General features: G+C 64.7%; 20 protein-coding genes. 10 read left to right on the top strand and 10 right to left on the bottom strand.

What is annotated here, in order from left to right:
* Positions 1-161: 161 nt before the first annotated feature.
* A complete protein-coding gene (gene sugE / locus HNQ95_RS20810; protein ID WP_067965664.1) occupies positions 162-476 on the bottom strand; it encodes a quaternary ammonium compound efflux SMR transporter SugE in 315 nt (104 codons plus the stop codon).
* Between the two features lie 154 nt (positions 477-630).
* A complete protein-coding gene (locus HNQ95_RS33990; protein WP_018426265.1) occupies positions 631-756 on the bottom strand; it encodes a hypothetical protein in 126 nt (41 codons plus the stop codon).
* Between the two features lie 154 nt (positions 757-910).
* Here HNQ95_RS33990 and HNQ95_RS20815 point away from each other — a divergent pair, with 154 nt between their 5' ends.
* Positions 911-1,888: a cation diffusion facilitator family transporter gene (locus HNQ95_RS20815; protein ID WP_154385918.1), complete on the top strand. Its 978-nt coding sequence runs from the start codon at positions 911-913 to the stop codon at positions 1,886-1,888.
* 42 nt (positions 1,889-1,930) lie between these two features.
* Positions 1,931-2,335, top strand: coding sequence for a GFA family protein (locus tag HNQ95_RS20820; protein ID WP_067965660.1), 405 nt, complete (start codon positions 1,931-1,933; stop codon positions 2,333-2,335).
* Between the two features lie 18 nt (positions 2,336-2,353).
* On the opposite strand, the gene HNQ95_RS20825 is transcribed toward HNQ95_RS20820, so the two are convergent.
* A complete protein-coding gene (locus HNQ95_RS20825; protein ID WP_067967144.1) occupies positions 2,354-3,619 on the bottom strand; it encodes a DNA recombination protein RmuC in 1,266 nt (421 codons plus the stop codon).
* Positions 3,620-3,722: 103 nt separating this feature from the next.
* On the opposite strand from HNQ95_RS20825, the gene def reads away from it, so the two are divergent.
* The 4 genes from def to truA all read left to right on the top strand — a co-directional run bounded on the left by def (position 3,723) and on the right by truA (position 6,580).
* Entirely contained in the window at positions 3,723-4,253 is a 531-nt protein-coding gene (def, locus tag HNQ95_RS20830; RefSeq protein ID WP_067967142.1) for a peptide deformylase, read from the top strand.
* A 118-nt stretch (positions 4,254-4,371) separates the two neighbouring features.
* Positions 4,372-5,307, top strand: coding sequence for a methionyl-tRNA formyltransferase (fmt, locus tag HNQ95_RS20835; protein WP_154385917.1), 936 nt, complete (start codon positions 4,372-4,374; stop codon positions 5,305-5,307).
* A complete protein-coding gene (locus HNQ95_RS20840; protein WP_067965654.1) occupies positions 5,304-5,813 on the top strand; it encodes a GNAT family N-acetyltransferase in 510 nt (169 codons plus the stop codon). Before fmt ends, HNQ95_RS20840 begins: the two co-directional genes overlap by 4 nt.
* A 23-nt stretch (positions 5,814-5,836) precedes the next feature.
* Positions 5,837-6,580, top strand: coding sequence for a tRNA pseudouridine(38-40) synthase TruA (gene truA / locus HNQ95_RS20845; protein ID WP_067965652.1), 744 nt, complete (start codon positions 5,837-5,839; stop codon positions 6,578-6,580).
* Between the two features lie 58 nt (positions 6,581-6,638).
* Here truA and HNQ95_RS20850 read toward each other — a convergent pair whose 3' ends face one another.
* The gene (locus tag HNQ95_RS20850; RefSeq protein ID WP_067965650.1) at positions 6,639-7,178 is read right to left on the bottom strand and encodes an Lrp/AsnC family transcriptional regulator; all 540 of its coding nucleotides are present in this window, start codon (positions 7,176-7,178) and stop codon (positions 6,639-6,641) included.
* Between the two features lie 48 nt (positions 7,179-7,226).
* Between HNQ95_RS20850 and HNQ95_RS20855 the strand changes: the two genes are divergently transcribed.
* Positions 7,227-8,393, top strand: a complete 1,167-nt coding sequence (locus tag HNQ95_RS20855) for an MFS transporter (RefSeq protein WP_067965647.1) — start codon at positions 7,227-7,229, stop codon at positions 8,391-8,393.
* Between the two features lie 18 nt (positions 8,394-8,411).
* On the opposite strand, the gene HNQ95_RS20860 is transcribed toward HNQ95_RS20855, so the two are convergent.
* Both HNQ95_RS20860 and dapE read right to left on the bottom strand, forming a co-directional pair.
* Positions 8,412-9,008, bottom strand: coding sequence for a transporter (locus HNQ95_RS20860; protein ID WP_067967141.1), 597 nt, complete (start codon positions 9,006-9,008; stop codon positions 8,412-8,414).
* A 12-nt stretch (positions 9,009-9,020) separates the two neighbouring features.
* Positions 9,021-10,208 (bottom strand): succinyl-diaminopimelate desuccinylase, encoded by a 1,188-nt coding sequence (gene dapE, locus HNQ95_RS20865; RefSeq protein ID WP_154385960.1) that lies wholly within the window; start codon positions 10,206-10,208, stop codon positions 9,021-9,023.
* A 234-nt stretch (positions 10,209-10,442) separates the two neighbouring features.
* Between dapE and HNQ95_RS20870 the strand changes: the two genes are divergently transcribed.
* Complete coding sequence (locus HNQ95_RS20870; protein ID WP_182575139.1) at positions 10,443-12,230, top strand: diguanylate cyclase; 1,788 nt, start codon at positions 10,443-10,445, stop codon at positions 12,228-12,230.
* A 109-nt stretch (positions 12,231-12,339) separates the two neighbouring features.
* Positions 12,340-13,359 carry a 2-dehydropantoate 2-reductase gene (locus HNQ95_RS20875; protein ID WP_067965643.1) on the top strand — a complete coding sequence of 340 codons (1,020 nt, stop codon included), beginning with the start codon at positions 12,340-12,342 and terminating at the stop codon, positions 13,357-13,359.
* Here the strand turns inward: HNQ95_RS20875 and HNQ95_RS20880 are convergent.
* The 4 genes from HNQ95_RS20880 to dapD form a co-directional block, all read right to left on the bottom strand.
* A complete protein-coding gene (locus tag HNQ95_RS20880; RefSeq protein ID WP_154385915.1) occupies positions 13,356-14,054 on the bottom strand; it encodes a hypothetical protein in 699 nt (232 codons plus the stop codon). The genes HNQ95_RS20875 and HNQ95_RS20880 overlap by 4 nt on opposite strands.
* A gap of 23 nt (positions 14,055-14,077) precedes the next feature.
* Positions 14,078-14,449 carry a DUF805 domain-containing protein gene (locus HNQ95_RS20885; RefSeq protein WP_067965639.1) on the bottom strand — a complete coding sequence of 124 codons (372 nt, stop codon included), beginning with the start codon at positions 14,447-14,449 and terminating at the stop codon, positions 14,078-14,080.
* The gene (locus HNQ95_RS20890) at positions 14,442-14,795 is read right to left on the bottom strand and encodes a DUF805 domain-containing protein (RefSeq protein ID WP_067965636.1); all 354 of its coding nucleotides are present in this window, start codon (positions 14,793-14,795) and stop codon (positions 14,442-14,444) included. The genes HNQ95_RS20885 and HNQ95_RS20890 overlap by 8 nt, the downstream gene beginning before the upstream one ends.
* Before the next feature lie 72 nt (positions 14,796-14,867).
* Positions 14,868-15,722: a 2,3,4,5-tetrahydropyridine-2,6-dicarboxylate N-succinyltransferase gene (dapD, locus tag HNQ95_RS20895; protein ID WP_067965635.1), complete on the bottom strand. Its 855-nt coding sequence runs from the start codon at positions 15,720-15,722 to the stop codon at positions 14,868-14,870.
* Positions 15,723-15,865: 143 nt separating this feature from the next.
* Between dapD and HNQ95_RS33995 the strand changes: the two genes are divergently transcribed.
* Positions 15,866-16,705 carry an LOG family protein gene (locus HNQ95_RS33995; protein WP_154385914.1) on the top strand — a complete coding sequence of 280 codons (840 nt, stop codon included), beginning with the start codon at positions 15,866-15,868 and terminating at the stop codon, positions 16,703-16,705.
* Position 16,706 lies beyond the last annotated feature (1 nt).

A 16,706-nucleotide genomic window follows, 5' to 3' on the forward strand; every position in this document is an offset into this window, starting at 1 on the left:
CAGCGATTCGCGACCGGGGACTTGCCAAGCCCCGGGCGCGGATCGCTTTTGTGCGTCCGACGCACAATGCGTCGACCCCTGTGGATGTCAGGGCGTGCCAGATGAGAAATTGGGAAAGGTGAAGCCCGCCCGTTTCGGGCGGGCCGCCGCAAGTCTGCGGATCAGGCGACCAGCTTGAGGCCGACGATGCCCGAGACGATCAGGCCGATGCAGGCGAGGCGAAGTGCTGTGGCGGGCTCGCCGAGCAGCCAGATGCCAAGCATCGCGGTGCCGACTGTGCCGATACCGGTCCAGATCGCGTATGCCGTGCCGACCGGCAGCGTCTTCAGTGCCAGGCCGAGCAGGCCGAGACTGACGATCATCGAGGCGATAGTGAGCACCGTCGGCATCGGTTTGGTAAAGCCTTCGGTGTATTTCAGGCCGATGGCCCAGCCGATTTCGAAAATTCCCGCGAAAAACAGATAAGTCCAAGCCATGGAACGCTCCAATGGGATGGCGGGTCGTCCCGGCCGGTTTTTAGGGGAAGCGCAGGGCCGTCCCTGCGCCCGCTCAGATAGGACTTTCGCGAGAGAAGTTCAACCCGCGCCCGGCCGCGACAGCCGGGCGGGGTCTGCGTCGTGCCCGTGAGGACTACTTGTCCTTAAGCTTGGTCGCTTGCACCGGAGGCGCCTTGAAAGCCGGCGCAGGTGCTGGCTTCTTGGCGTCTTTCTTGGGTTTCCGGGCTTCTTTCCCGGCTTTCATCGCACCCTTGGCCATGATTCGTTTCTCCCGCTGCTGAGAAGTGGAGTGAAACGCGAAGTTGTCCGGCTTGCAAGAGGGGTCTTGAGCGCCGGGAGCGCCGGACGCCAAGGCCGCGAAAATGACTTGAGCGGGACCTCACGCTCGCTAAAGTCGCTGCGGTGAGGGACCGATGGCAGGACACTCCGGCTCCAGGCTAGTGATCTTTGCGGCTATTGCCGGCAATCTGCTGATTGCCGTCACCAAGTTCGTCGCCGCTGCCTTCACCGGCAGTTCGGCGATGCTGTCGGAAGGCGTGCATTCGCTCGTCGACACCGGCAATGGACTTTTGCTGCTCTACGGGCTGCATCGCGCCGCCCGGCCGCCTGATCTCACTCACCCGCTCGGCCATGGCCGCGAGCTCTATTTCTGGAGCTTCATCGTTGCCCTGCTGGTCTTCGCGCTTGGTGCCGGCGTGGCCTTCTATGAAGGCATCGTCCACATTCTCCACCCTGCGCCGATCGAGAATCCGCTCGTCAACTATGTGGTGCTTGGCGCCTGCATGGTGTTCGAGGGCGGCTCGTGGTTGGTTGCGCTCAGAGAATTCCGCCGCAGCAAGGGCAGTTTCGGCTACATCCAGGCGGTGCGACGGAGCAAGGACCCGAGCGTCTACACGGTGCTGTTTGAAGACAGTGCCGCCTTGCTGGGCCTGGTCATTGCCTTTGCCGGCATCTTTGCCGCGCATTATTTCGAGCAGCCCTGGCTCGACGGTGCCGCCTCGATCGGCATCAGCCTGATCCTTGGCGCCACGGCGGTGTTCCTGGCGCGTGAGAGCAAGGGTTTGCTGATGGGCGAGCCGGCTTCGGCGGACGTGCAGGCGGCGATACTGGCGATCGCCCAGGCCGATCCCGCTGTCGAGCAAGCTAATGGCGTGCTGACAGTGCATCTGGGGCCGGAGCAGGTGGTTGCCGGGCTCAGCCTCGACTTCGTCGACCACATCTCGGCGGCGAAGATCGAAGCCTGCGTCGAAAGACTGGAGGCGAAGCTCAAGGCCGAAGTTCCCGAGGTGACGTCGGTGTTCGTCAAGCCGCAGACGTCGCAGCGATGGAAGCTGCGTCATGACCGGATCGTGAACCCGAAGGCAGGGACGCCGATGCCCGAAGGCGGCTAGTGTGCCCGGGAATCACGCACTGCAGGACAGGAGGAGTTCGAAGTGAAGATCGAAGGCGGGTGCCATTGTGGCGCCATTACCTACAAGGCCGAAGTCGACCCGGAGAAGACGGCGATCTGCCATTGCACCGATTGCCAGAAACTGACCGGAACGGCCTTTCGCGTCACCGTTCCGGTGCCGGAGGACAAGATCGCGTTTTCGGGAGCGCCGAAGATTTACGTCAAGACAGGCGACAGCGGCAACAAACGCGCGCAGGGCTTCTGCCCCGAATGTGGCTCGCACCTGTTCGCCACTTCGGTCGGTGACGGACCCAAGGTCTATGGGTTGAGGACCGGAACTTCGGACCAGCGCGAGCAACTGGTGCCCCGCAAACAGGTCTGGCACCGATCGGCGTTGCACTGGCTGCCGGAGTTCGACGGCATGGAGACGGTGGAGAAACAGTCCTGAGGGCAGTGCTTTGCTGCGCTAGTCGCTTTCCTCGACGACGCGCAGCCTGAGCTGCCCAGTCTTGGAATCGGCAGCCCGGGCGCCCGGAGGCTGGGGCTTGGCCGTAACTTCCGCCTCGCCGGCATGGCCCGTGCCGAATTCCAGCGCCTCGATCTTTTCGCCGCGTTTGGTGACCTTGGACGACGATACGAGGATGTCGTCGATGTCCTTGCTCGACTGATCGAAATGCGTCTTGAGTTTACGCACGCGTTCGTCGAGGCGGCCGACATCTTCCATCAGGCGGATGACCTCGCCCTGGATCAGGTGCGCTTGTTCGCGCATGCGGGCGTCCTTGAGGATCGCCTGGATGACCTGGATCGACAGCATCAGCAGTGACGGCGACACGATGACGACGCGGGCGCGGTGGGCACGCTGCACCAGCGATTCGAAGTTCTCGTGGATTTCGGCGAAGATCGATTCCGAGGGCACGAACATGAAGGCGGTGTCCTGGGTCTCGCCCGAGATCAGGTACTTGTCGGCGATCGCCTTGATGTGGACTTCGAGATCGCGCCGGAAGGCCTGGGCGGCATATTTCTGCGCTTCAACCGCGCCTTCGGTATCGGCTGCCGCGCGAATGGCGTTCCACGCCTCGAGCGGAAACTTGGCGTCGATGACAAGTGACGGCGCGCCGTTCGGCATCCTGACAAGACAGTCCGGCCGGTTGTTGTTCGACAGCGTCGCCTGGAATTCGTAGGCGCCGAGCGGCAGGCCGTCGGCGACGATCGTCTCCATGCGCGACTGGCCGAAGGCGCCGCGCGTCTGCTTGTTGGAGAGGATCGCCTGCAGTTGCACCACCTGGCCGGCAAGCGACTGGATGTTGCCTTGTGCGGTATCGATGACCGCCAGCCGCTCCTGCAGCTTGGCCAGGCTCTCATGCGTCGATTTGGTCTGCTCGGTCATTGTCTGGCCAAGGCGGCCGGTCATGGCGTCGAGACGTTGGCTCAGCGATTGGGTCAGCTCCGCCTGGCGCGAGCCGAAGATTTCGGCCACCGTGCCGAGCCGGCCCTGCATCTCCGCCTGCGCCTGCAGGATACCCGCCATGCGGGCCTCGGCATCGCGGGCGTGGTCGGCGGCCTCGGCGGCTGCAACCGCGCGCGCCTTGGCCGAGCGCCACAGCGCCACCATCAGGACGACGACAAGTGCGACGAACAGCACGGCTGCAAACAGCAGCGCCTGCCCGAGCGTGAGCACGGAGGCGCCAAGCTGGGCGATGGGGGCGGACAGGATGCTGGAAAGCTCGTTCATGGCGCGCACCATAGCCGATTCGCACAAAAGGTTCAGATCAAAACGGGAACATCCTGGATCGAGCCCTGTTGACGGTTTTCGCCTGACATCCTAGTTGATGCGCATGACCATCAAGCCGCTCATCATCCTGCCCGATCCGCTCCTGCGCCTGGTTTCCAAGCCGGTCGAGCGCATCGACGACGCCACCCGCAAGTTCGCGCGCGACATGCTCGACACCATGTATGACGCGCCGGGCATCGGCCTTGCCGCCATCCAGGTCGGCGAGCCGCTGCGCATGCTGGTGATCGACCTTGCCAAGGAAGGCGAAGAGCCGGCGCCGATGACGGTCATCAATCCCGAGATCGTCTCGCGTAGCGACGATCGCTCGATCTATGAGGAAGGCTGCCTCTCGATCCCGGACTATTACGCCGAGGTCGAGCGCCCGGCCAAGGTGCGGGTCAAATATCTCGACGAGAACGCCAAGGAGCAGGAAGTCGAGGCCGACGGTCTGCTGGCCACCTGCCTGCAGCACGAGATCGACCATCTCGATGGCGTGCTGTTCATCGACTACATCTCCAAGCTCAAGCGCGACATGGTGATGAAGAAGTTCAAGAAGCTTGCCAAGGACCGTCCGCCGAGCCGCATGGTGGGGTGAGAGCCTGGCCGACCGGAGACTTCGACGGGCTTGACCTGAAGCTCGTAAACCCGTTTGAAGCGATGGCCTGAACGGTCGGCCGGCGCCGTCCGGGGCTGTGCGGGATAGCCGGAACAGAATGAGCCTTCGCGTCATCTTCATGGGCACGCCGGATTTTTCCGTGCCGACGCTGCGTGCGATATCAGAAGCCGGCCACGAGGTCGTTGCCGTCTATTCGCAGCCGCCGCGCGCCGCAGGGCGCCGCGGGCTGGAGCTGACGCCGTCGCCGGTGCAGCGCGAGGCCGAGCGGCTGGGCATCGAGGTGCGCACGCCGCTGTCGCTGAAGGGGGAGGCCGAACAGGCGGCCTTTGCCCAGCTTAAGGCCGACGTCGCAGTGGTCGTTGCATACGGTTTGCTGCTACCCAAGGCCATTCTTCAGGGCACGCGGCTTGGCTGCTACAACGGCCATGCCTCGCTGCTGCCGCGCTGGCGCGGGGCGGCTCCGATCCAGCGCGCCATCATGGCGGGCGATGCGGAAACCGGCATGATGGTCATGCGGATGGAAGAGGGATTGGACACCGGACCGGTGGCTCGACTTGAAAAAGTCGCGATTGGACCCGACATGACGGCCGGTGAGCTGCACGATCGCCTGATGGCGGCAGGCGCTTTGCTGATGGTGGACGCTCTCGCAGAGCTCGAAGCGGGCAAGCTGGAAACGGTGCCGCAGCCATCGGAAGGCGTGACCTACGCCAAAAAAATCGATAAAGCGGAGACGCGGATCGATTGGACCTTGCCGGCGACGGCGGTCGACAACAATATCCGCGGCCTATCGCCATTCCCCGGCGCATGGTGCGAAATCGAAATCGGCGGACGAACCGAGCGCTTGAAAATACTGCGCTCGCAACGCGCCGCTGGACAAGGAGAGCCGGGAACGGTTCTCGACGACCGGTTGGAGATTGCCTGCGGCGACGCTGCCGTGAGGTTGGTCGAGGTACAAAGGGCGGGAGGAAAACCCGTCACCGCGGATGAATTCCTGCGCGGTGCCAAGATCGAAAAAGGAATGAAGTTGTCATGAGCATGATGTCGATTAGGGCAGCTACGCCCCGCGACCGCGAGGCGATCCGCCTCGTAGAAGAACACGCCTTCGGGCAGCAGGCCGAGGCTGGTCTCGTCGATGCGCTGGTTGCCGAAGGCGATGCGGTCGTCGAACTGGTGGCTGAAGAGGATGGCGATGTGGTTGGCCACATCCTGTTTTCCAGGCTTTACATCCAGAACGGCGGCAAGACGGTTCCGGCGGTGGCGCTCGCCCCGCTGGCGGTCGAGCCCGATTTCCACGGCACCGGCATCGGTGGCGCGCTGGTCCGCGAAGCCCACATCCGGCTCAAGGATGCCGGCGAGACGATCGCCGTGGTGCTTGGCGATCCGGCCTATTATGGCCGCTTCGGCTACAGCCACGAGCGTGCAGCAGGGTTCGAGAGCGACTACCAGTGCGACGCGCTGCAGGCCCTGGCCTGGGGCGAGGCGCCCGAGACGGGCAAGCTGGTCTATGCCTCGGCCTTCGGTACTGCTCTTGCCGCGTAAAGCGGCCGGAGCTTTGACTGCACATGCCGCGCTATCGCCTTGATCTGGAATATGATGGTCGCGCCTATGCCGGGTGGCAGCGGCAGGCTGGCCTGCACACCGTGCAGGCGGCGATCGAGCAGGCGATCCTGAAGTTCTCGGGCGACGAAATCTCGCTGCGCGGCGCCGGCCGCACCGATGCGGGCGTGCATGCCACGGCTCAGGTCGCTCATGCCGACCTGACCAAGGCCTGGGCCGACGACAAGGTGCGCGACGCCGTCAACGCGCATCTGCAGATGGCCGGCGAAACCGTCGCCATCATCGCCGCCCGGCAAGTGCCTGACGAGTTCGATGCCCGCTTCTCCGCCACCGGGCGGCACTATATCTACCGTATTCTCAACCGACGCGCGCCGGCAGCGCTCGAGCGTGGCAAGGTCTGGTGGGTGCCCAAGCGCCTCGACCACGAGGCGATGGCGGACGCCGCCAAGCTCCTGCTCGGCCGGCATGATTTCACCACCTTCCGCTCGACGCAGTGCCAGGCGAACAGCCCGCTCAGGACGCTTGCCCAACTCGACGTGACGCGCAGCGGCGACATGATCGAAGTCAGGACGTCGGCGCGCTCGTTCCTTCACAATCAGGTCCGCTCGATGGTCGGCAGCCTGAAACGCGTCGGCGAGGGCGGCTGGACTGCCGACGACCTCAAGGCAGCCCTCGACGCACGCAACCGCGCCGCCTGCGGCCAGGTCGCGCCGCCCGACGGGCTCTATCTCAGCGGCGTCGATTATTGATCTCCAGAGTTGCGCTGCTTGGGGCGGAAAGCCGCGGCGCACTTGTCCTTGAATTGCTTCAGTAGATCGGATTGGTTCCGAGCTTCGGCGCCGGCCAGTCCTGGGTGATCCCGGGCTGTACAGGCCGTTCGAGATAGGTCGACAGCACGACATAGCTGCGCGTCGAGGTCACGCCTGGCGTGTCGTAGATGCGGGCGAGCAGCCCCTCCAGCGCGCGCGTGTCCTCGGTCCGCACCTTGAGCAGGATGCAGGCGTCGCCGGCAACCGTGTGGATTTCCTCGACCTCCGGAAACGACGAGACCGCCATCAGTTCCGGCGTCTTGCCCCAACCCCTGGTGTCGACATGGACGAAGGCCAGCAGCGGCTTGCCGACAGACCTCGGATCGGCCATGGCCACGGTCTGGCGGATGGCACCGGACCGGCGCATGCGCTTGACCCGCTCATGCGCCGCCGGCGCCGACAGGCCTGCCTTTTCGCCCAGTTCGGCGTAGGAGACCGTCGCGTCCTCGACCAGCACGCCTAACAGCCTTCGGTCGGCGGTATCGATCGAGCGCTCCGGCAGGCGGTTCTGCCGAATGCCGTCTGTTTCTTCATCCATCCGGAAATTCTCCGTTGAAGCCGAACATCATTCGGAGAATATGCGCCAATGTCGAACGTTGATCAAACACTTCCCGCTGCTGCCGAACCCGTGGCCCGCATTCCCCGGGCTGCCTATCTATTGACCGGCTGCATTGCCGTCATCGGTTCCAATTCGCTGGTCCTCGGCCCGATCGCGCCCGAGGTTGCGGCAGGCTTCGGCAGTTCCGTGCCGGTGGTCATGACGGCGGCCTCAGCCTTCGGGTTGGGCACCGCGGCAAGTGCCCTCTTCCTTGCCCGCTACATCGACCGCTTCGGCGCCAAGCGCATGTTGCAGCGGGCGCTGGCGTTGCTGGCCGTAGCCCTTTTGGCCAGTGCCGCGGCACCCCAGGTCATTGTGCTGGTCGCAGCGCAATTGCTGGCCGGCATCGCGGCCGGAATAGCCCTACCGGCGATCTATGCCAGCGCCGCGGCCGTTGCTCCACCCGGCCGCGAAAGCGGAACCATCGGCGTCGTGCTGACCGGCTGGACGCTGTCGATGGTCGCCGGCGTGTCGATGTCTGCCGTGCTCGCCGACCTCGTTCACTGGCGCGCGGTATTCGGCGCGGTGGCGCTGCTTTCTGCCATTGCGCTGGCAGCGATTTCGGCGATGTCGGCCGACGACAAGCCGGCCGGCGGTGTCGCTCCAGCGCCGCTGGGAGCGCTGGCGACGCCCGGCATCGTCCCGTTGTTGATCGCCTGTGGCGCCTTCATGACGGCGTTTTACGGCGTCTATGGCTATCTCGGCGATCATCTGCATCAGGCGCTCGGCCGGCCGGTCAGCGCCAATGGCCTCGCCGCCATTTCCTACGGCATCGGTTTCGGTGCCGCCGCACTGCTGGACGGCATTGTCGACCGCCTCGGCGCCCGGCGCGTCATGCCGATAGCCTATCTCGGCGTGGCAGCAATCTATGTGCTCATCGCGGCAGTCGCCGGCACTTTCACCATCCTGATCGCCACCATGGCCTTGTGGGGCTTGGGCAACCATTTCGGCTTGAACGTGCTGGTCATGCGCCTGTCCGCGCTCGACCCTAGCAGGCGTGGAACCATCATGGGGCTGAACAGCGCGGTGACCTATCTTGCCGTGTCGGTCGGCACCACCGCCTTCGGTCCGCTCTACGCCAATTACGGCTTTGCCGCTTCGGCAGTCGTTGCGGCCGTACTGATGCTAGGTGCTGCCGCTGCTGCCTGGCGTTGAGCTGCGGGCGCGGGGCGTTCAGGCCGGCAACTGGATGCCGAACAGGGCCTGCAGCGCAAACAGCACCAGCAGCGACACGAAGAACATGCCGGCGAAGACGGCCGACCCGATCGCCGCACCCTTGCCGATGGTGGCGTTGGTCATGCGCCAGGTGAACACCATCGCGAGTGCGAACACCGCCAACGACAGCAGCGAAACAACGTTGTCAGCCGCCGGAAACAGCATGCGGGCGAGCGCTGCCGGCAGCATCAGCCAGGCGATGATCGCGGACGTCCAGTTGCTGGCGACGACGTAATGGACGAAACGGTCGCCGATGCCGACGCGTGGCGCCACCAGTGCCAGCACGATGAGCGGCAAGACCCAGGCGCCGATGTCGACCATCGCCAGTCGGACGACGATCCCGAAGCGGCTGGCGAACGTCGCCGTCTCCAGCGCGACGTCATTGGACACCCCGGCCCAGCCGACAACGAGGGCGGGAACGGCAACCAGGATTGCGAAGAACGAATTCCAGAAGCCGTCGGCGCTGAGATCGAGCTGGCGCAGGCCGTCGGCCTTGCCCAGCATCAGCCGCCAGGCGCCCGCCAGATTCTGCTCGATTTCATCGCTTGCCAGCATCAGGGCCATTCGTCATCCGAACCAGTCTGCGAGGAACTGCTGGTAGACCTGTGTCAGCTGTTTGAGCTCGGCAAGCGGCACGCGCTCGTCGACCATGTGCATGGTCTTGCCGACGAGCCCGAACTCGACGACCGGGCAGTAGTCCTTGATGAAGCGTGCATCGGAGGTGCCGCCCGTCGTCGATAGTTTGGGCTTGCGTCCGGTGACGCGCTTGATGGAGCCGGCAAGCGCATCGATCAGCTTGTCGTTGCGGGTCAGGAAGACGTGGCTCGGCCGGTCGCGCCAGACGAGCTCGAACTCGACCGGCTCCTTGCGGCCCTTGCGGTACTTCTTGCGCCCGCTCGCCTTGTCCAACCGGTTATGGATCTCGGCCTGCAGCGTCTCGGCCGTCCAGCTGTCGTTGAAGCGGATGTTGAAGCTGGCGGTAGCCTTGGCCGGAATGACGTTCGTCGCCGGATTGCCGACGTCGAAGGTGGTGACCTCCAGGTTCGATGGCTGGAAATCCTTGGTGCCCTTGTCGAAGACCGGGTTGAGCAGCGCATCGACCAGGGTCATCAGCCCGCGCACCGGGTTGTCGGCGAGATGCGGATAGGCGGCGTGGCCTTGCCTGCCGTTGACGGTGATGGTGGCCGAGATCGAACCCCGGCGGCCGATCTTGATCATGTCGCCGAGCGCATCGGGGTTGGTCGGCTCGCCGACCAGCGATGCGTCCCACTTTTCGCCGCGCGAGGCCGCCCATTCGAGCAGCTTGACCGTGCCGTTGATCGACGGGCCTTCCTCGTCGCCGGTGATCAGCAGCGAAATCGAACCTTTCGGGCCGCCATGGGCTTCGACGTGGCGGGCGACGGCGGCGATGAAGCAAGCGATGCCGCCCTTCATGTCGACGGCGCCGCGGCCATACATTTCGCCATTGTCGATGGCTGCCGAAAACGGCGGATGCTTCCACGCCGCCTCGTCGCCGATCGGCACCACGTCGGTATGGCCGGCAAACATCAGATGCGGCCCGTTGCCCGAGCGGCGGGCATAGAGGTTCTCGACGTCAGGCGTGCCGTCCTCGGAAAAGGTCGGGCGGTCGACGGCGAAGCCGAGCGGCTTCAGCATGGTCTCAAGTGCGGACAGCGCACCGCCTTCGGTCGGCGTAACCGACGGGCAGCGGATGAGGGCGGCGAGGTTTTCGGCGGGATCTGTCGGCAGTTTCATGGCGACAGCGATAATCGAATCGCCGGTTCCTGTCACGACGGTCGTTTGTACCAGCGACATCGGCCTCCAGCTTCGCAAAAGCGTGGGGCGATCAGGCGCGGCCCTGGTCACGAGCGCCGCAACGGGCAAGCGTCGATGTCGAGATTGAACGCGGCAACGGGTGAGACGACGTCACCTACGATTTTTAAGTCGGTCCTTAAGTCTCCTGCAATCAGCTGCTGGCATTGTCGCGGCATGAGAATTGCCACGATCACCCACTGGGCCTACGGCATCACTGTCGTCCTGACGGCGCTTTCCGGCGTTTCGTTCATCCTGTCGTCCAACAGCGCCCTCCAGGAGCGCGCTGCGGCCGAGGAGCATCTCACGCTCGACACGCTGGCCGAAGATCTTGCCCTTGGTGCGGAAATGCGCAGCGACGAAGCGAGGCTTTACGTGATGCGCGGTGAGGTGCGCCATCTCCAGGCGTTTCGCGTGCAAGAGGCTGCGGAACGGCGGCTGGAGACCGTTGCGTCGGACCTGGCGGCCCGCGATCCCGCGCCGGCAGAAGCTGCGGCGCTGCGTGCGATCAATGCTCACGCGGACGAGCTGGACAAGCTCGAGGCAGCCGCCATAACGGCCTATCAGAACGGCGACAAGACGACCGCGCAGGAAGCTCTTTTCGGCGCCGAACACGAACGGGTCCAGAATGCGCTGCTTCAGACGGTCACCCATTTCCGCGACCTGACCGCAGCGCGCACGACTGCGGCACTCGATGCGGCTCGCGACCGCAGCAACTGGTGGAGCCTTGTCGCCAAGGTCATGCTGGCGACCACGGGGGCGCTGTTCGTGGCCGTGCTCTATTTCGTTCTCAGCCGCCGGGTAGCGACGCCGTTGCGCCACATGACCGGGATCGTCAGCCGGCTGGCCAAGCAGGACTACAGCGTCGAGGTTCCGGTCAATCGTCGGGCCGACGAAATCGGCGAGATGAGCGATGCCATCGAGGGCTTCCGCACGAACCTGATCGAGCGTGAAAAACTCGACGCCGAACGGCGTGCCGACCAGCATATGAAAGACCTCATCCTCCAGATGATGCACCGCGTGCAGGCATGCCGTGACCAGTTGGAGCTGACGGACGTGGTCGTGCGCTTCGCGCCACAGATTTTCCCCGACCTTGCCGGCGGCCTCTATGTCCTCAACGAAGGCAAGACAGCGCTGGCACGTGTCGGCCTCTGGCTCGATCCGGATCACTCCGCGGCGGAGTTCCCGGCCACGGCCTGCTGGGGTCTGCGGCGCGGCCGTACTCATCACAGCGGCGGCAGCGGCGCCGACGTTCCCTGCCAGCACGTGGATCCGCCTGGCGTCGCGACGCTCTGCGTGCCCCTGACGGCCCAGGGCGACATGATCGGGCTGCTCTATCTCGAAGAGCGCGTCGATGGCGCGCTCGAGCCGGCAGGGCCGCGGCTTTACCTCGAACTCATTGCCGAGAATGTCGGCCTTGCCATTGCCAATCTGCAATTGCAGGCAAAGCTGACGGCACTTGCGGTGAGCGATCCGCTCACCGGCCTGTTCAATCGTCGGTTCCTCGACGAGACGCTGCGGCGGCACGCCCGGGACCACCGGGACGAGCCGCTCGCCTGCCTGATGATCGACATCGACCATTTCAAGCGCTTCAACGATCAGTTCGGCCATGACGCCGGCGACCTCGTCATGCAATTCGTCAGGCAGTCGCTGCGCGAAGCCTGTGCGTCGTCCGGCGATGCTTTCCGCTTCGGCGGCGAGGAATTCACCGCCCTTCTGCCGTCCTTCGGCGAGGCGGACGCGATGGTGCTTGCCGACATGCTGCGCGACAAGATCGGCGGCTTCGCACTCTCTTATGCCGGCCAGCGTCTCGGCGCCGTCTCCGTCTCCGTCGGCGTGGCGGTGTCCCCGGCGGGCGGTTCGGTCGAGACACTTGTGACGCGTGCCGACGCGGCCCTGCTGGAGGCGAAAGCCGGCGGCCGCAACCGGACGATTGCTGCAAGCAACATCAGAAAATCGGCCTGAGGCGCAGGTCGGCTCCCTGCCGGCGACCGCCATGATGCCATGCTCCCCGGTCTGGCAGGCATTGCCACGCCGGGTCTGCTGTCGCTTATAGTGGACTTCGGGAGGGCGCATGGCCAAGGATCATCGGATGATCGTCGTCGCTGGTGCCGGCAGCATCGGCTGCCACGCCGGGGCGTGCCTGGCGCTGGCCGGGCGCGACGTGAGCCTGTTGGCGCGGCCTCGCGTCACTGCCGCGATCAAGGCCGGCGGCCTGCGGGTCAGCGACATCGACGGCTTCGACCGCCTGCTTGCCGCCGGCGCCATCGCAGTCACGATCGACCCCTCGGTGCTGTCCCACGCCGATGTCGTGCTGGTTGCCGTCAAGAGCGGCGACACAGCCGCCATGGCCGAGCTTGTCGCCCGGCATGCGCCGGAAAGTGCCGTCGTCGTCAGTTTGCAGAACGGCATCGACAACGCAGCCAAGCTGCGCGCAGCGCTCGGCCGGCGCCGGGTGGTGGCCGGAATGGTACCGTTCAACGTCGTCCAGTCGGCCGAAGGCGAGCTGCCGCTCCGTGTCCACCGCGCCAGTGCCGGGACTGTGCTGATCGAGGCCGGAGACGAGCGTCTGCGCGAGCTGCTCGACGTCGAGGGCTTTGCGGTCGCCACCCACACCGACATGCCGGCCGTCCAGTGGGGTAAGCTTTTGATGAACCTCAACAATGCGCTTGTCGCGCTGTCCGGATTGCCGCTGGCGGCACAACTGGCGGACGCCAGCTGGCGCCGCATCCTCGCCGGGCAGATCGACGAGGCGCTGGCGGCGATGAAGGCGAATGGCATCGTTCCCGCAAAGGCAGCGGCAGTGCCGCCCGCATTGTTGCCGACGGTACTGCGCCTGCCCGACTGGCTGTTCCTGCGCCTGGCCAGGCGCATGCTGGCCATCGACCCGACGGCGCGCTCGTCGATGTGGGAGGACCTGCAACGGCGGCGCGGGACCGAGATCGATGCGCTTCAGGGCACCATCCTCGGGCTCGCGCGAAAAGCCGGCACCCCGGCCACGCTGACCGAGCGCATCGTCGCCCTGGTGCGCGACGCGGAAGCCAGGGGCAAGGGGTCGCCCAGGCTGAAGCCGGAGCAGGTTGCCGGCAGCTAGCGCCGGGCTGTTTCGATCATCGTGATCTTCTGCCAGATCTTGCGCGACAGGTTCGAGCCGAGCTCCTCGATGTCGTTGACCGCCTTCAGCACGACGTCGTCATTGACCGATTGCGCGAAAAGGGCGGCCAGCTTGCCGGTCAGCGACAGCATTTCGGAGCAATAGTCGAGATAACGCGCAAGGTCCGCCGACTTGGTGATGCGTGCCGGCGAATGCGGGGTCGGGCTGAAGCTTTCAGACAGCGTTGCCGGATCCTTGGTCAGCTGGTGCATGTCGATGACGTGGATCAGCGAGCGCAGCCCGTGCAGTTGCCTGAACGTGCGCTTGCGCTTGATGTGTTCCTCGACGCGGATCAGCGCGAGGAAACCGAGCCCAGCGAGGATCAGCGTGTTGAGCGAGGCCTCGATGCCTTGCACGAAATCGAACGCGCCGGTCGAGATGCGGTCGAAGGACAGGATCGTGCCGATGAACAGGAAGATGCCGGCGCCCGACGCGATGGCAAGCCCGATCAGGATGCGCAGCCACCAGATCGGCTGCTCCAGCGCCTTGGCCGAAGCGGCGAGGTCGCGTGCCAGGCGGACAAGCTCCTGGCTGACGCGGGACAGGCCGGCATCGGGGAACCGTTCGCTCACGCGCTGGCTCAACGTCTCGGCTGTTGCGATGATCTTGGCCGGGTCGAGCGTTCTGTAAGACATCGAACCCGGGCCTTTTTGCGCGGTTACTTCGGCGCGTTGGTGGTGTTACCGAACTGGTTCGGGCCCGGCGTGCCGGGGAAGAAGCACAGCGCGATGAAGGCAAAGATCGACACCACCGGGATGAACAGCGCGACCGCAAACAGGCCGGGTTTGTCGAAGTCATGCAGGCGTTTGACGCTGAAGGCGATATGCGCCCACAGGAAGGTCAGGAAGGTTGCGCCGAACAGCATCGACCAGACCTGCGCCGCACCGCTTTCGGGGTGCACACGCATGAACTGGTAGAGCGGGAACGACATCACCACCAGCATGAACAGGAAGCCGAGCAGGTAGGCCGCGCGGTTGACGCGGCCCGAAAAGCGAAAGAACAACCAGAAGAAATCGACGTTGTTAGGCAAGCGGATCCGGTCCGAATTGGTTGGCGCCCCTGGTGCCTTCGAGGATGCCGAGTTCGACCAGGATCCAGATGGCGCCGATGACGGGCACGAGTGCGATCAGGCTCCACCAGCCCGACTTGTCGCGGTCATGCCAGCGTTTGGCATAGATTGCCAGTGCGAAATAGATCATGCCGATGGTGACGATGATGGAGATGACGCCGGCGCCTGAGTTGCCGATGTCGAGGCCGAGCATCATGTCGAGCAGGTTGGCGACGATGCTGACGACGATCATCACGCCGATGCCGGCCCAGAACTTGGCCCGGTTGATACGACCATCGAAGCTGGTCAGAAGATACTTCCAGTCCATTTCACCCCTCCGAAGCCAACCGGCGCACATTTCTCGTGCGCCGGTCGAAGTTGCTTCGGTTTCAGTGAAAGATCAATCGCGCAGCAGTTCGTTGATCGAGGTCTTGGACCGGGTCTTGGCGTCGACGCGCTTGACGATGACGGCGCAGTAGAGGCTTGGGCCGGCATCGCCGTTCGGCAACGGCTTGCCCGGCAGCGAGCCGGCGACGACGACCGAATTGGCCGGCACTTCGCCGTAGAACACTTCGCCGGTGGCGCGGTCGACGATCTTGGTCGACTGGCCGATGAACACGCCCATGCCGAGCACCGAGCCTTCGCGCACGATGCAGCCCTCGACGACCTCCGAGCGCGCGCCGATGAAGCAGTTGTCCTCGATGATGGTCGGGCCGGCCTGCATCGGCTCGAGCACGCCACCGATGCCGACGCCGCCGGACAGGTGCACGTTCTTGCCGATCTGGGCGCAGGAGCCGACCGAGGCCCAGGTGTCGACCATGGTGCCGGTGTCGACATAGGCGCCGACATTGACGAAGGACGGCATCAAAACGGCTCCCGGAGCGACGAAGGCCGACTTGCGCACGACGGCTGAAGGCACGGCGCGGAAGCCGGCCTTTTCGAAGTCGACAGCACCCCAGCCGTCAAACTTGGACGGCACCTTGTCCCACCACGAGCCGCCGCCGGGCGCGCCCGAGATCAGCTCCATCGGGTTGAGGCGGAAGGACAGCAGCACCGCCTTCTTGAGCCACTGGTTGACCTGCCACTTGCCGTCGTCCTGGCGCTGGGCGACACGGGCCGTACCCTTGTCCAAAAGGTCGAGTGCGGTCTCGATGGCGTCGCGGATTTCGCCGCGGGTCGACGTCGAAATGCCGTCGCGTTCCTCGAACGCCCGATCAATTGTCTTTTCCAGGCTGGCGAGATCGGGCTTCGACATAAACATCTCCGTTACGGGCCGTTAAGGTTAAGGCTTCTAAGCTGGCATAAAATCGCGCGGACCCTATTTCAGGCTTATCTGGGGGTCAATCGCGGTGACGCCGCGGAATGTCGCGGGCAACGAAATTTGAGGTCGAGCATATAATGAATCCAATGGACAAGGCTGGCTGGACGCCGCTGCCGCACTCCGACGAGGATCTCGAGCGTTCCAAGAGTGTGCCCGACACGCCGCAGACGCGCGCCTCGACATACAGGCTTGCCTGGAATGATGAAGACTTCATGACCCAGCGCGACCTGCGCCCGGTGCGGCTGCAGCTCGAACTGCTCAAGACCGAGATGATCCTCGCCGAGCGCGGCATACGTTCGACGGTCATCCTGTTTGGTGGTGCGCGCATTCCGGAGCCGGGCGGCGAGGCCTGGGCTGCCAAGAACGAGACGCAGCGCAAGAACCTCGAGGCCAACAGCAGATATTATGACGAGGCGCGCAAGTTTGCCCGCCTGTGCTCGCAGCATTCGGCCGCGTCCTACTATCGCGAGTTCGTCGTCGTCACCGGCGGCGGGCCGGGCGTTATGGAAGCCGGCAACCGCGGTGCCGACGACGTCGGAGCCCCCTCGATCGGCCTCAACATCGTCTTGCCGCACGAGCAGGCGCCCAACCCCTATGTGACGCCGGAGCTGTGCTTCAATTTCCACTATTTCGCCATCCGCAAGATGCACTTCGTCATGCGCGCCAAGGCGGTCGCCGTGTTCCCCGGCGGCTTCGGCACGATGGACGAGTTCTTCGAAACGCTGACGCTGATCCAGACGGGGCGTATGGAGCGGGTGCCAGTCATCCTGTTCGGCAAGTCATTCTGGGAGCGGGCGATCGACCTCGATTTCCTCGCCGATCAGGGCACGATCACGCCCGGCGACCAGGACATCATCGACTTTGTCGACACCGCCGACGAGGCCTGGGACATCATCGCCAGATTCTACAGCCTTTGAG

The sequence above is a fragment of the Aminobacter ciceronei genome (assembly GCF_014138625.1).
GTDB lineage: Bacteria > Pseudomonadota > Alphaproteobacteria > Rhizobiales > Rhizobiaceae > Aminobacter > Aminobacter ciceronei.

What these genes read in the sequence shown, in the direction of transcription:
- sugE (WP_067965664.1), bottom strand. Translation starts at nt 476, where the DNA reads ATGGCTTGGACTTATCTGTTTTTCGCGGGAATTTTCGAAATCGGCTGG.
- HNQ95_RS33990 (WP_018426265.1), bottom strand. Translation starts at nt 756, where the DNA reads ATGGCCAAGGGTGCGATGAAAGCCGGGAAAGAAGCCCGGAAACCCAAG.
- HNQ95_RS20815 (WP_154385918.1), top strand. Translation starts at nt 911, where the DNA reads ATGGCAGGACACTCCGGCTCCAGGCTAGTGATCTTTGCGGCTATTGCC.
- HNQ95_RS20825 (WP_067967144.1), bottom strand. Translation starts at nt 3,619, where the DNA reads ATGAACGAGCTTTCCAGCATCCTGTCCGCCCCCATCGCCCAGCTTGGC.
- def (WP_067967142.1), top strand. Translation starts at nt 3,723, where the DNA reads ATGACCATCAAGCCGCTCATCATCCTGCCCGATCCGCTCCTGCGCCTG.
- fmt (WP_154385917.1), top strand. Translation starts at nt 4,372, where the DNA reads ATGAGCCTTCGCGTCATCTTCATGGGCACGCCGGATTTTTCCGTGCCG.
- HNQ95_RS20840 (WP_067965654.1), top strand. Translation starts at nt 5,304, where the DNA reads ATGAGCATGATGTCGATTAGGGCAGCTACGCCCCGCGACCGCGAGGCG.
- truA (WP_067965652.1), top strand. Translation starts at nt 5,837, where the DNA reads ATGCCGCGCTATCGCCTTGATCTGGAATATGATGGTCGCGCCTATGCC.
- HNQ95_RS20850 (WP_067965650.1), bottom strand. Translation starts at nt 7,178, where the DNA reads ATGGATGAAGAAACAGACGGCATTCGGCAGAACCGCCTGCCGGAGCGC.
- HNQ95_RS20855 (WP_067965647.1), top strand. Translation starts at nt 7,227, where the DNA reads ATGTCGAACGTTGATCAAACACTTCCCGCTGCTGCCGAACCCGTGGCC.
- HNQ95_RS20860 (WP_067967141.1), bottom strand. Translation starts at nt 9,008, where the DNA reads ATGCTGGCAAGCGATGAAATCGAGCAGAATCTGGCGGGCGCCTGGCGG.
- dapE (WP_154385960.1), bottom strand. Translation starts at nt 10,208, where the DNA reads ATGAAACTGCCGACAGATCCCGCCGAAAACCTCGCCGCCCTCATCCGC.
- HNQ95_RS20870 (WP_182575139.1), top strand. Translation starts at nt 10,443, where the DNA reads ATGAGAATTGCCACGATCACCCACTGGGCCTACGGCATCACTGTCGTC.
- HNQ95_RS20875 (WP_067965643.1), top strand. Translation starts at nt 12,340, where the DNA reads ATGGCCAAGGATCATCGGATGATCGTCGTCGCTGGTGCCGGCAGCATC.
- HNQ95_RS20880 (WP_154385915.1), bottom strand. Translation starts at nt 14,054, where the DNA reads ATGTCTTACAGAACGCTCGACCCGGCCAAGATCATCGCAACAGCCGAG.
- HNQ95_RS20890 (WP_067965636.1), bottom strand. Translation starts at nt 14,795, where the DNA reads ATGGACTGGAAGTATCTTCTGACCAGCTTCGATGGTCGTATCAACCGG.
- dapD (WP_067965635.1), bottom strand. Translation starts at nt 15,722, where the DNA reads ATGTCGAAGCCCGATCTCGCCAGCCTGGAAAAGACAATTGATCGGGCG.
- HNQ95_RS33995 (WP_154385914.1), top strand. Translation starts at nt 15,866, where the DNA reads ATGAATCCAATGGACAAGGCTGGCTGGACGCCGCTGCCGCACTCCGAC.